Origin of the sequence: Kitasatospora sp. NPDC087315, assembly GCF_044744345.1 — a bacterium.
Taxonomy (GTDB): Bacteria; Actinomycetota; Actinomycetes; order Streptomycetales; family Streptomycetaceae; genus Kitasatospora.
Genome location: NZ_JBIUYD010000015.1, coordinates 90,243 through 102,656, shown reverse-complemented (window position 1 = coordinate 102,656; position 12,414 = coordinate 90,243). Strand labels below are relative to the sequence as shown.

The following is a 12,414-nucleotide window of genomic DNA, read 5'->3' as shown; positions in this document are numbered from 1 at the left end:
AGATTAGTTCAATCCTCAACAAGAAGCAAGTTGAATTTTGAACCATGTGGTGACGGGGGAGTCCCTGGGCTCCCGTCGCGGCGGATCAGCCGTACATGCGGCGCATGGTGAAGTCGACCATCTGCTCCACCGCCTTGGCGTCGAAGACCATCCGGTGCTCGCCCTCCATGTCCAGCGCGAAGCCGTACCCGGTCGGCAGCAGGTCGAGGACCTCCGCGCCGGTGACGGTGAAGTGCTTGGAGTCCTTGCCGGCGTAGCGGCGCAGCTCCTTCAGGGAGCTGAACATCGGGATCACCGGGGTCGGCGTGTTGTGCAGCGCCAGGAAGCCGGGGCGGTCGCCGCGCGGGCAGTGCACCCTGGAGGTGATGAAGATGGCCTGGAAGTCCTCCACCGCCATCGACCCGGTGGTGAAGGCCCGGACCGCGTCCGCCAGTGAGGGCGGCGACGGCTCGGGGTAGAGGGACTGCTGCGGCGCCTGCTGCTGCTCGCCGTACGGGCCGGGGCCGGGCATGCCGTTCATGCCCGGCTGCGGACCCGCCTGCTGCTGGTAGGGGTCGCCCGGGTATGCGTTCTGGTCATATCCGTACACACGGACAGGCTATCGGGAGCGCACCCGCCCGTGCGGGCGTCGATCCTGACAATGAGTGGTCGTCCCGGCTTGTGGGACGTGACCACGTTCATAGCGGATTCGCCGTCAGGGGCTTGAAACAAGTTACCGCTGGGTAGCATCATGATGCTTACTGGTGGGTACGGGGCGCCCGAACGCGGCGGTCTCCCGGAAGCGACGAACCGGAGAAAACGGCCATGGGTCACTACAAGTCCAACCTGCGGGACGTGGAGTTCAACCTCTTCGAGGTGTTCGGCCGCGAGCAGGTGTACGGCACCGGACCGTTCGCGGACATGGACGTCGAGACCGCGAAGAACATCCTGAGCGAGATCGCGCGCCTCGCCGAGAACGACCTCGCCGCGTCCTTCGCCGACGCCGACCGCAACCCGCCGGTCTTCGACCCTGAGACCGGCACCGCTCCGGTCCCGGCCTCGTTCAAGAAGAGCTACGACACCTACATGGCCGCCGAGTGGTGGCGCCTGGGCATCCCGGAGGGCATCGGCGGCCAGGTCACCCCGTCCTCGCTGATCTGGGCCTACGCCGAGCAGGTGCTGGGCTCCAACCCGGCGATCTGGATGTACTCCTCCGGCCCCGCCTTCGCCGGCGTCGTCTACGACGAGGGCACCGAGGAGCAGCGTAAGGTCGCCCAGCGGATGACCGAGCGCCTCTGGGGCGCCACCATGGTGCTCACCGAGCCCGACGCCGGCTCGGACGTGGGCGCCGGCCGCACCAAGGCGATCAAGCAGGAGGACGGCTCCTGGCACATCGAGGGTGTGAAGCGCTTCATCACCTCGGGCGAGCACGACATGTCCGAGAACATCATCCACCTGGTGCTGGCCCGCCCCGAGGGCGGCAAGCCGGGCACCAAGGGCCTCGGCCTCTACATCGTGCCCAAGTTCGACTTCGACTGGGAGACCGGCGAGCTCGGCGAGCGCAACGGTGTCTACGCCACCAACGTCGAGCACAAGATGGGCCTCAAGGCCTCCAACACCTGCGAGATGACCTTCGGCGCCAAGCACCCCGCCAAGGGCTGGCTGCTCGGCGAGACGGTCGACGGCATCCGCCAGATGTTCAAGATCATCGAGTTCGCCCGGATGATGGTCGGCACGAAGGCCATCGCCACCCTCTCCACCGGCTACCTCAACGCGCTGGAGTACGCCAAGGAGCGCGTGCAGGGCGCCGACATCTCGCAGTTCGGGGACAAGGCCGCCCCGCGCGTCACCATCACCCACCACCCCGACGTGCGCCGCTCGCTGCTCACCCAGAAGGCGTACGCCGAGGGCATGCGCGCCCTGGTCCTGTTCACCGCCTCCACCCAGGACGACGTGCTGGCCGCCCGCCTGCGCGGCGAGACCGACGAGGCCGCCGAGCGCCTGAACGACCTGCTGCTGCCGATCGTCAAGGGCTACGGCTCCGAGCGGTCCTACGAGCAGCTCGCCCAGTCCCTGCAGACCTTCGGCGGCTCCGGCTACCTGCAGGAGTACCCGATCGAGCAGTACATCCGGGACGCCAAGATCGACACCCTCTACGAGGGCACCACCGCGATCCAGGGCCTGGACTTCTTCTTCCGCAAGATCGTCAGGGACGGCGGGCAGGCGCTCACCGCGCTGTCCGAGCAGATCCAGAAGTTCCTCGGCTCGGCCGAGGGTGGCGACGCCCTGGCCGCCGAGCGCGCCCTGCTCGCCAAGGCCGCCGGCGACCTGGAGGCCATCGTCGGCAAGCTGCTGGCCGACCTCACCTCGGTCGAGCAGGACGTCAGGAACATGTACAAGGTGGGCCTCAACACCACCCGCCTGCTGATGGTCTCCGGTGACGTCGTGATCGGCTGGCTGCTGCTGCGCCAGGCCGCGGTGGCCCTGGCCAAGCTGGAGTCCGGCGCCAACGGCAAGGACGTGTCGTTCTACCGGGGCAAGGTCGCGGCCGCCCGCTTCTTCGCCAGGAACGTCCTGCCGACCGTCACCCCGCAGCGGCTGATCGCCGAGGGCGTCGACAATGAGATCATGGAGCTCGCGGAGGAGGCGTTCTGATCCCGTCGGGATGAGTTCCTCCCCTGCCGCACAGGCCGCCTGACCCACCCTCAGCACGAAGGGGGCCCGCCATCACCGGCGGGCCCCCTTCGTGCTGTTCGGATCTTCTCCGCCGTGCCTCGCCGGGCTCAGCCGCTGCGCAGCGCCTTCAGGGGGTCGGTGCGGGCGGCGCGCACCGCCGGGTAGAGGCCGGCCAGCAGGCCGACCACGGTACCGACCAGCGGGGCCGGGAGGGTGGCGGCGGGCTGGAGGACGGCCGTCCAGTCGCGGGCGGCGGCGACGGCGACGACGGTGACCACGCCGAGGCCGGTGCCGATCAGACCGCCGAGGGTGCCCAGGGCCGTGGACTCGGTGAGGAACTGGGCGGCGATGTGCCCGGTCCGGGCGCCCAGCGAGCGGCGCAGACCGATCTCCTCGGTGCGCTCCAGGACGGCGACCAGCGTGGTGTTGGCGATGCCCACCGCGCCGACCAGCAGGCAGATCCCGGCCAGCGCCAGGAAGAGGCCAGTCAGGTCGGAGGTCACCTTGTCCTGGAGGCTGTGCGGGTCGGGTGGCGGGACGACGGTGAAGGAGTCCGGAGCGTCCGGCCGCAGCGCGAGCGGGATCTGCGCGGCCACCACGGAGGCGGCGCCGACCCGGGTGGCGACCAGGCCCTGGGCCGCGCGGTCCGGTTCGGTGCCGGGGTTGCCGTACCGCTCCAGCGCCGTACTGGCCGGGATCACCAGGCCGAGCAGGGCGTTGGGCTGCCGCTGGACGTCCGAGTAGATGCCGATCACCGTGTACGGCATCCCGTTGACGAAGACGGCCGGCTGGGAGTCGAGCCGGCTGACGCCGAGGCGTTTGGCGGCGGCCTGGCTCAGCAGCACCACCGGCTGGGCGGTCCTCTGGACGAAGTCGTCCATGGTGACCCCGGTGGCCAGGGTGGGTTCCATCGCCGCCACGGCGCCGGGGGTGGCGGCCAGCACGGTGAGGCCGGTTCCCTCGTTCTCGCCGTTCGGGCGGGTGGAGACGGTCAGGTTGCCGGGCACCGGCCACCAGACGCCGGCCGCCCGGACGCCGTCGATCGCGGCGAGCCGGCGGTCCGCGTCCGCCGGGAAGTCCGTCGGCGGGTTGGTGCCGGGGGCGAGGCCGTCGGTTCGGGGCCGGTCGGTCACCTGGACGGTGGTCGCCTTGGTCAGACTGAACTGCTCGCCGATCTGGCCGGAGGCCGTCGCGGTCAGGCCGAGGACGGCGACGAAGGCGCCGATGCCCAGCACCGTCCCGAGCATGGTCAGCACCGAGCGGCCGGGCCGCTGGAGGATGCCGGAGACCGCCTCCGAGCCGAGGTCCCTGAGGCCGAGCCGGGAGCCGGGCCCGGGCAGCACGCCGCGGGCCATCAGAGCGGCACCTCGGCTTCGGCGGCGGGGGTTTCGGCGGTCAGGGCGGCGGCGTCCGGGGCTTCGGCGGTCCCGGTTTCGCTGAGCACGCCGTCGCGGATGGCGACCTGGCGTCCGGCCCGGGCCGCGACCACCGGATCGTGGGTGATCACCACCAGGGTGAAGCCCTGCGCGTGCAGCTCGTCGAACTGGGTGAGCACCGCCGCGGCGTTGGCCGAGTCCAGATTGCCGGTGGGCTCGTCACAGAGCAGCAGGCTGGGCCGGTTGACCAGGGCGCGGGCGATCGCGACCCGCTGGCGCTCACCGCCGGACATGGTGGTGGGCAGCGCGTCCGTCCGGTGACCGAGGCCGACCTGGCGCAGCGCCGCCAGCGCGGTGGCCCGGCGGGTCCGGGCCGGGGTGCGGTTGTAGACCTGGGCCAGGACCACGTTCTCCTCGGCGGTGCGGTGGGGCAGCAGATGGAAGGACTGGAAGACGAAGCCGATCCGGCTGCCGCGCAGCGTCGAACGGTCCCGGTCACGGAGGCTTCCGGTGTCGATGCCGTCGAGTTCGTACCGGCCCCGGCTGGGGGTGTCGAGCAGGCCGAGCAGGTGCAGCAGGGTGGACTTGCCCGAGCCGGACGGCCCGGTGATCGACAGGTACTCCCCGCGGTGGACGGTGAGATCGGACGGGTGCAGCGCGGTGACCGGGGGCTCGCCCGGGTAGCTGCGGCCGACCCCGGTGAGGGCGATGACCGGTGGTCCGTCGTTCACTTGCCGACCACCACCTGGTCGCCGGGCCTCAGTTCGGTCCCGGCGGCCGGGGTCACGGCGACCATGCCGTCGGCCGTCACCCCGGTGGTCACCGGCACGGTCGTCCGGGTGCCGGCGGCGTCCACCTTGGTGACGGAGGTCTGGCCGGCCGCGTTGGTGGTGATCGCGGCCACCGGGACGGCCGTCACGGGGGCGCCGGCCTTGTCCTTCAGGACGGTGAGGCGGACGTTCTTGCCGTTCAGCGTGGCCGGCAGCGGGGCGGTCGGGCTGATCGTGATCGGGGTGTAACTCACTCCGCTGCCAGGAGCGTTGGGCTGGCCCCCGGCGGATCCCGGGTTCCCGCCGGCCGTGCCGCCGGCGCCCGCGCCGCCGCCCGCGGCGGCTCCGCCGAGCGTGATCACCTTGCCGGCCGGGGGAGTGGTGGTGGGGGCGCCGACCTCGGCCACCGTGCCGGTGAGCGTGGTGTTGGTGTCCTCGACCAGGATCTCCACGGCCATCCCCGCCTTGACCCCGGCGGCCTGACCTGGCGCCAGCTGCCCGGTGAGGCTCAGGCCTCCGCTGGTGAGCGAGAGCAGGGTGCCGTTGACCGGCGAGCCGACCGAGCCGTTGACCGCCGTGACGGCGGCCGGCAGCGTGGGCAGGAACACCACGTGTGCGGCGGGGACCATCGGGCCGTTCGCCGCGGCGGCCTTGGCGAGGGCGGCCTTGTCGGCGGTCAACTGCTTCTTCGCGTCGGCGATCTGCCGGTCGAGGTCGAGCCCGGCGGTCGGGGCCGGGGCGCCGGTCTGAGGTATGCCGGTCTGGGGCGCACTGGGCTGGGGTGTACCGGGCTGGGGTGCGCCGGTCTGGGGTGCACCGGTCTGAGCCGGTCCCGGCGGAGCGGCGGGCGGTGCGGCGCCCGCCTTCTTCTGGGCGGTGAGCGAGTCCACGGCCTTCTGGCTCGCGTCCACCGCCTTCTGGGCGGTGTCGACGGCCTGTTGGGTGGTGGCGCCGGTGACGGGCACGGGATAGCCGAGCTTGCGGTAGAAGTCGCTCACCGCCTGCGCGGTGCCGGGGCCGTAGCTGCCCTTCTCGTCGGGCCTGCTCGAATGCCCCAGTTCGGCCAGCGCGTCCTGAAGTTCGGTGACGTCCGGGCCGTTGCTGCCGGGCTTGATGTCGCGGTAGGCGGGCACCGGCCCCCTGAGCGCGAAGAGCGGCTGCCCGGAGACCTCGGCCAGCAGCTTCCCGCTGGCCACGCTGTCGCCCGTCTTCACCCCCAGCTTCGAGACGTACAGCTGGGTGACGTCGGCGGAGGCGGCGGCCGGGACGATGTTGTACTGCGTCGGCGGGTACACCACGCCGCGGGTCGGCACCGACTGGTTCACCACCTGGCTGGTCACCGGCGCGGTGATCAGGCTGTTCGCCGGCGGAGCGGTCCGCGCGGCCCGCTCGGCCGGGGACTTGACCAGTGTCGCGGCCCCGAGCCCGCCGACCGCGACCAGCGCCGATCCCGCCGCCACCGCCAGCAGCACCCGCTTGCGCCGTGCCGCCCGGGAACGGCCCGGCGACGGGGCGACGGTGTCGTCGGCGTGGGCGTCGCGCAGTCGGTCGGCCTTCTTGCCTGTCATCAACAAAGCTGTCTCCCCGAGGACTTCACTACGGGAGAGTGTCGTCCATGGGTTGTCGGTGGGAGGTAAGGGGGTGGTCCGGAAGTCAGCCCTGGCTGCCCGCAAGGACTTGTGCGGCCCTCCTGAGGAGATCGTCGGTCTGTTGCCTGAACGTCGCGAGCTTGGCCGCGTTGGCCTCGACGTACTGCTTGGCGTAGGCATTCTGGACCGCCACGACGACCCCCACCGTGTTGCCGGCGAGCTTGCACTCGACATCGGCGGTGGCGGTGGCGACCTGCTCGGTGCTCGCCTGTTGAGTTTCTGACGGCTGGTGCCACTTCTGGTCGAGGTTGGCTGCCACAGGATCCTTGTAGCTGTAGCCCTTGGCCCGCATACAGGCCGACCACTTGGCATACGCCTCGACGATGCGAGGGTCGGTCGTGGGTATCTTCGGGCCGCCGTCGGGAAGCGAGGTGTCGGAGATTATGGGCGCGTTGCCGACCGTGTCCCGTCCCTTCCCCGAGCATCCACCAGGGGGAACGGACTTTCCGTTGATCTTGTCTGTGGCCTGGCCGGCCGTAATGCCGGAGCCGGTGAAGGCGATCTGTTCCTCGACGGAAGGGGTGTGTGCCGGACCGGATCCGGCAGGAATCGACTGATCCGGCCTGAGGACGTTGTCGTACCCCTTCGACTGGTTGCCGACCACGTCGAAGTAGCCGTACAGCGGGCTGTGTGTCAGCCGACGCCGGGGCTCCTCGTCGACTCCCACCAGGGTCGTCGTCTGCCCGGCGAATCCGAACTCCCGCATGCAGACTGCCGCCACCGCGTCCTGGGCCTGTACCACCTGGCGGACCTGCGCGACAGTGGGAAGGTAGGCGTCGGTCGGCAGGGTGATCTGGCTCGGGTCGGTGATCACGGGTATCGGGCCGGCCGCCGGCGGAGCGTCCTTCGTGTTCTCGCCGGGCCCTCCGCAGGCGGAGACCGTGACCGCGCCGACGATCATGATGGCCGCAGGCAGGAAACGGGTCGTCAGATGGTGTGCCAAAGTCTCTTCCTCGCGATCTGTCCGGACACGCACCCGGGGCTGCCGGTGGTGAGCCCTTTGCTGAACTCACCACCGACATGATGCTCAGTTTTCTTTCACGCCCGGTGTTCTCAGTGGATCAGCGGCCGTTGATGTAGATCCAGGTCACCTTGACCCGGGGGTCGAAGGTCTGGTAGTAGCCGTTGCCAAGGTGGCTCTGGTAGGAACCGCCGTTGGTGCTCTGCCAGTTGAAGTAGGAGTTGTTGTTGCCGGAGTTGACCTGGTAGACGTCGAAGATCTCCACATTCGCTGCGCCGTCGCCCGCGAAGCAGACCTTGGGCGGGTAGTTCCAGAGCGTGAAGAAGTCGCTGCGAGAGTTGCAGGTGTTGGTGTCGACCCGGTCGATCGCGGCGGCCGGGCCAGCGGCCACGACGGTGCCGGCGAGGGCGGCGCTGCCGACGATGGCCAGGGCCGCTATGCGCTTGCGAAGTGCCATGATGGGGTCCAGCTCCTCTGGTCGTGCCACTGAATGGCTGATGACTGTGCGGTGGTGCGACGGAGCAGATGCGCGGTGGCCTCGCCCGGCATGGCGGGGCCGCCGCGTGCGGGTCGCCGGAGCGGTTCGCACGGCTTCGATCCTGGTTCGGGAGCGACCTGATGAACAGGAACTTGGGCCGGAACTTCTCTGCGGGTTACCCGTTCATGGGGGTCGTCTCGTCATGTGAGACGGGGCGGGCCCAAGTTGCCCTTGTTCGGAGCGGATTGACTTGTGATTCAAGTCATATCAGAGGCTGGTGTCCGATCGATTACCTAAGGTGAGATCGGACGTGGCTGCCTCCGGGGGGACGGGGATGAAAGAGCGGCAGGAGTACTTTGGCGGGCTGCTGCGTTCTACGCGTGAGGCGGCCGGTTTGACACAGGAAGAACTCGCCGAGCGCTCGGGGCTGAGCGCGCGGGCCATCGGGAACCTCGAACGCGGCCGGGCCCGCCCGCGCGCGGATTCGCTGCGGCGGATCGTTCAGGCGCTGGGCGTGGCGAGCCGCGAGGAGGCGGCGCTGGTTGCGGCGGCCTGTCCGAAAGCGGGCCCGGGCGAAGCGCTGGAGGGGCCGGCCGACCCGTCGTCGGCCGGCCGGCTGACGGACGCCGAGGCGCTGCTGCTGCTGGAGCTGTTGGGTGGGGTCGATCCCGGGAGCTGGGAGCCCGGGGTGCGGGCGGCGTTGTTGCGGGCGTGCTCGGGATCCCCGGCGGCGGTGCGGCTGGCGGGGGTGGTGCTGGCGACGGTGCCGAGCCTGCCGCTGGAGGAGTTGACGCGGCGGCTCGACGGTCTTCAGCCGGTCTGACGGGCATTCAGGAGCGGCCTGCCGGTCGGGAGGCCTTGCGCAGTGCCTCGCCCGGCTTCTGTGCCCGGGCGGTGGCGGGGCGCGGCGGTGCGGTCGGCGTCGCCGGAACCGCAGCCGGTGACCACTGCGGCGAGTGCGGCGCAGCCGGCGAGTGCGGCGAGCGCGCGGTGCGTCACGGACGGGTTCCTGGTCACGGTGTGCGGCCTCCTGGTCGTGTGCGGGCCGGCCTGCCGCCGGTGCGTACCGGTCCCATCATTGCTTCAACTCGGTGGTTCGGGAGGGAAGTTCAGAAGAGTTCCGGCCGACTCCCGGCGCGCCGGGGATGACCGTCCGCGATCAGTCGAAACCCCTGGGTGCCGGGGGTCCTGAGGCGGCCACTTCACGGTTGTGTCTGCGTTCTGCATCCGTTGGGACGTTCCGAGTGTCATGTCCGTGTACGGGCATATGCTCAAGGTGCGAAGCCGATCCCCCATCCGGCTTCGGCCCTCCCTCGACTCAGGAGCAGCATGTCGACCGCCGCCCGCCAGGCTTTCTTCGACCGGACGCACACCGATGATCTGATCGCCTTCCTCGGCACGTCACCGTCGCCCTATCACGCGGTCGCGAGCGCCGCCGAGCGGCTGGAGAAGGCGGGCTTCCGGCAGGTCGCCGAGACCGACGCCTGGGACGCGACGGCCGGGGGACGCTACGTCATCCGCGGCGGCGCGCTGATCGCCTGGTACGTGCCGCAGGGCGCGGGCCCCGAGACGCCCTTCCGGGTGGTCGGCACGCACACCGACTCGCCGAACCTGCGGGTCAAGCCGGTGCCGGACACCGGTTCGGCGGGCTGGCGGCAGGTCGCGGTGGAGATCTACGGCGGCGTGCCGCTGAACACCTGGCTCGACCGCGACCTCGGCCTCTCCGGCCGGCTCGCGCTGCGCGACGGCAGCTCCCGGCTGGTGCAGCTGGACGAGCCGCTGCTGCGCGTGCCACAGCTGGCGATCCACCTGGATCGCCAGGTCAACGAGGGCATGAAGCTCGACAAGCAGCGCCACCTCACCCCGATCTGGGGCCTCGGCCCGGTCGACGAGGGCTCGCTGATCGAGTACGTCGCGCAGCGGGCGGGCGTCGAGGCGTCCGAGGTGGCCGGCTGGGACCTCATGACGCACGACGTCCAGCCCGCCTCCTATCTGGGCCGGGACCGCGAACTGCTGGCCGGCCCGCGGCTGGACAACCTGCTCTCGGTGCACGCCGCGACCGCCGCGCTGGCCGCCGTCGCGGGCGCCGACCTGCCGTACATCCCGGTGCTGGCCGCCTTCGACCACGAGGAGACCGGCAGCGAGTCGGACACCGGCGCGCAGAGCCCGCTGCTCGGCAATGTGCTGGAGCGCAGCGTCTACGCGCGCGGCGGCAGCCCCGAGGACCGCGCCCGGGCGCTGGCGGGCACGGTCTGCCTCTCCTCCGACATGGGCCACGCCGTCCACCCGAACTACAGCGAGCGGCACGAGCCGGGGCACCACCCGATGCCCAACGGCGGGCCGATCCTGAAGGTCAACGTCAACAACCGCTACGCGACCGACGGCATCGGCCGGGCGGTGTTCGCGGCGGCCTGTGAGAAGGCCGGCGTGCCGTGGCAGACCTTCGTCTCCAACAACGCCATGCCCTGCGGTACGACCATCGGCCCGATCACGGCGGCGCGGCTCGGCATCAGCACGGTGGACTGCGGCATCGCGGCGCTCTCCATGCACTCGGCGCGTGAGCTGTGCGGCGCGGAGGACCCGTACCTGCTGGCCAGCGCGATCAAGGCCTTCCTGGAGGGCTGAGGCCCCCGGTACGGCGAAGGGGCCCGGCGTGCTGCCGGGCCCCTTCGCGTTCGCGCGGGTACGGGCCTACTCCATCCCGGCCAGGACGAGCGGCAGCCGGCGCGCGCCGTCGGCGGCGAGCTTCACCGGCACGCCCCAGTCCTGCTGGTGGACGTGGCAGGCCGGGTACTCGATCTCCGGGTCGTCGTCGCAGGAGGCGGCCATCGCCGACACGTGCAGCACGCCCTCGGCCACCGCGTCGGAGAACACCAGCTCGCGGGAGAGCGCCGAGTCGGCCCCCGCGCCGGAGACCAGCAGCTCGGGCGGGGTCGAGCTGACCAGCAGCCGGGTGGACGGGCCGTAGCGCTCGTCCAGCTTCTGGCCGCTCGGCGCCGAGAAGACCACGTCCAGCCGGAACGCGCCCGGCGCGACCTCGGTGGCCGCCCGCTGGGTGCGGTGCGCGACCGACTCGACCCGGACGGCCTCCTCGGGCAGCCGCAGCCTGGTCAGCCGGTGCCGGGCGGACTCGACGACGACGATGTCGCCGTCCACCAGTACCGCCCCGGACGGCTCGCGCAGGTCGGTGGCGAGCGTGGTGACCTCGCCGCGCGCCGGGTCGAAGCGGCGCAGCGCGTGGTTGTAGGTGTCGCTGACCGCCACCGACCCGTCGGGCAGCACGGTGACGCCCAGCGGGTGCTGGAGCAGCGCCTGATCGGCCGCGCCGTCCCGGTGGCCGAAGTCGAACAGGCCGGTGCCGACGGCGGTGTGGACGGTCTTTGTTTCACGTGAAACCGACCGCAGCGCGGAGGTCTCGGAGTCGGCGACCCAGAGCCGCTCGCCGTCCGCCGAGACGGCGAGGCCGGACGGCTGGGCGAACCAGGCCTCGGCGACCGGCCCGTCCACCAGGCCCTCGTTGGTGGTGCCGGCCGCGACGCCGACGGTGCCGGTGGCCGGGTCGTAGGCCCAGAGCTGGTGGACACCGGCCATGGCGATCCAGACCCGGCCGTCGAACCAGGCCACGTCCCACGGCGAGGAGAGGTCCACCTCGCGGGCCGGGCCCTCGGTGGCGGAACCCTGCCACCACTGCCGGCCGGTGCCGGCCAGGGTGGTGACGCCGCCGTCGGCCAGCCGCACGCCGCGCAGCGCGTGGTTGACGGTGTCGGCCACCACCACGTCGCAGCCCAGCGCGTCCCGGACGGGCCCCTCGGGGAGCAGCACCAGGCCCTGCGGCTCGCTGAACCGGGGGGCGGCGCCGTCGACCAGGCCGCGCTGCCCGTCACCGATCCGGCGGACGACGCGCTCGCCGTCCCCGGCCAGCTCGACCAGCGAGTGGTGGCCGGAGTCGGCGACCAGGAAGTGGCCGTTCGGCAGCCGGACGGCCTTGCCGGGGAACGCGAGGTCCCCGGCGGTCGGCTCGGGCGCCACGTACGGGCCGTCGCCGCGCCGCAGGGTGCCCTTGGCCGTGTGCTCGGCCTCCAGCTCCTCGACCAGCCGGGCGATCGCGTGCGCGTGCCCCTCACCGGCGTGCTGGGCCACCACGTACCCCTCGGGGTCGATCACCACCAGCGTCGGCCAGGCCCGCACCGCGTACTGCTTCCAGGTGGCGAGCGCCGGGTCGTCCAGCACCGGGTGGTGCACCTCGTACCGCGCGACGGCGTCCACGACCGCCTGGTGGTCGGCCTCGTGCACGAACTTGGGCGAGTGCACCCCGACGATCACCACGGTGTCGCGGTGCTTCTCCTCCAGCTCGCGCAGCTCGTCCAGGACGTGCAGGCAGTTGACGCAGCAGAACGTCCAGAAGTCCAGGATGGTGATCTTGCCCCGGAAGTCGGCAAGGGTCAGATCCCTGCCGCCGGTGTTGAGCCATCCGCCGTCGCCGACCAGTTCGGGGGCGCGTACCCGTGCACGAGAAGCCATGCCC

Annotated in this window: 10 protein-coding genes; 3 read left to right on the top strand and 7 right to left on the bottom strand. The window is 71.4% G+C overall.

The annotated features are described in order from the left end of the window. Positions 1-85: 85 nt before the first annotated feature. Positions 86-589 (bottom strand): SseB family protein, encoded by a 504-nt coding sequence (locus ACIO5D_RS22280; RefSeq protein ID WP_400657297.1) that lies wholly within the window; start codon positions 587-589, stop codon positions 86-88. A 215-nt stretch (positions 590-804) separates the two neighbouring features. Here ACIO5D_RS22280 and ACIO5D_RS22275 point away from each other — a divergent pair, with 215 nt between their 5' ends. Beyond that, positions 805-2,634 (top strand): acyl-CoA dehydrogenase, encoded by a 1,830-nt coding sequence (locus ACIO5D_RS22275; protein WP_400797200.1) that lies wholly within the window; start codon positions 805-807, stop codon positions 2,632-2,634. Positions 2,635-2,762: 128 nt separating this feature from the next. Here the strand turns inward: ACIO5D_RS22275 and ACIO5D_RS22270 are convergent, their stop codons facing one another. The 5 genes from ACIO5D_RS22270 to ACIO5D_RS22250 all read right to left on the bottom strand — a co-directional run bounded on the left by ACIO5D_RS22270 (position 2,763) and on the right by ACIO5D_RS22250 (position 7,868). After that, positions 2,763-4,010, bottom strand: a complete 1,248-nt coding sequence (locus ACIO5D_RS22270) for an ABC transporter permease (protein WP_363605336.1) — start codon at positions 4,008-4,010, stop codon at positions 2,763-2,765. After that, complete coding sequence (locus ACIO5D_RS22265; protein WP_400797197.1) at positions 4,010-4,762, bottom strand: ABC transporter ATP-binding protein; 753 nt, start codon at positions 4,760-4,762, stop codon at positions 4,010-4,012. The genes ACIO5D_RS22270 and ACIO5D_RS22265 overlap by 1 nt, the downstream gene beginning before the upstream one ends. Then, positions 4,759-6,369, bottom strand: a complete 1,611-nt coding sequence (locus tag ACIO5D_RS22260) for a peptidoglycan-binding protein (protein WP_400797195.1) — start codon at positions 6,367-6,369, stop codon at positions 4,759-4,761. Before ACIO5D_RS22260 ends, ACIO5D_RS22265 begins: the two co-directional genes overlap by 4 nt. Before the next feature lie 85 nt (positions 6,370-6,454). Then, on the bottom strand, positions 6,455-7,393 hold the full coding sequence (locus tag ACIO5D_RS22255; RefSeq protein ID WP_400657284.1) for a hypothetical protein: 939 nt from the start codon (positions 7,391-7,393) through the stop codon (positions 6,455-6,457). A gap of 118 nt (positions 7,394-7,511) precedes the next feature. Beyond that, positions 7,512-7,868 carry a beta/gamma crystallin domain-containing protein gene (locus ACIO5D_RS22250; protein WP_400797192.1) on the bottom strand — a complete coding sequence of 119 codons (357 nt, stop codon included), beginning with the start codon at positions 7,866-7,868 and terminating at the stop codon, positions 7,512-7,514. A gap of 355 nt (positions 7,869-8,223) precedes the next feature. Between ACIO5D_RS22250 and ACIO5D_RS22245 the strand changes: the two genes are divergently transcribed. Together ACIO5D_RS22245 and ACIO5D_RS22240 are read left to right on the top strand one after the other, a co-directional pair. Continuing rightward, positions 8,224-8,712, top strand: coding sequence for a helix-turn-helix domain-containing protein (locus tag ACIO5D_RS22245; protein WP_400657280.1), 489 nt, complete (start codon positions 8,224-8,226; stop codon positions 8,710-8,712). 506 nt (positions 8,713-9,218) lie between these two features. Then, positions 9,219-10,514, top strand: coding sequence for a M18 family aminopeptidase (locus ACIO5D_RS22240; protein ID WP_363605344.1), 1,296 nt, complete (start codon positions 9,219-9,221; stop codon positions 10,512-10,514). Positions 10,515-10,580: 66 nt separating this feature from the next. On the opposite strand, the gene ACIO5D_RS22235 is transcribed toward ACIO5D_RS22240, so the two are convergent. Further along, positions 10,581-12,410, bottom strand: coding sequence for an NHL domain-containing thioredoxin family protein (locus ACIO5D_RS22235; RefSeq protein WP_400797190.1), 1,830 nt, complete (start codon positions 12,408-12,410; stop codon positions 10,581-10,583). Positions 12,411-12,414: the final 4 nt, after the last annotated feature.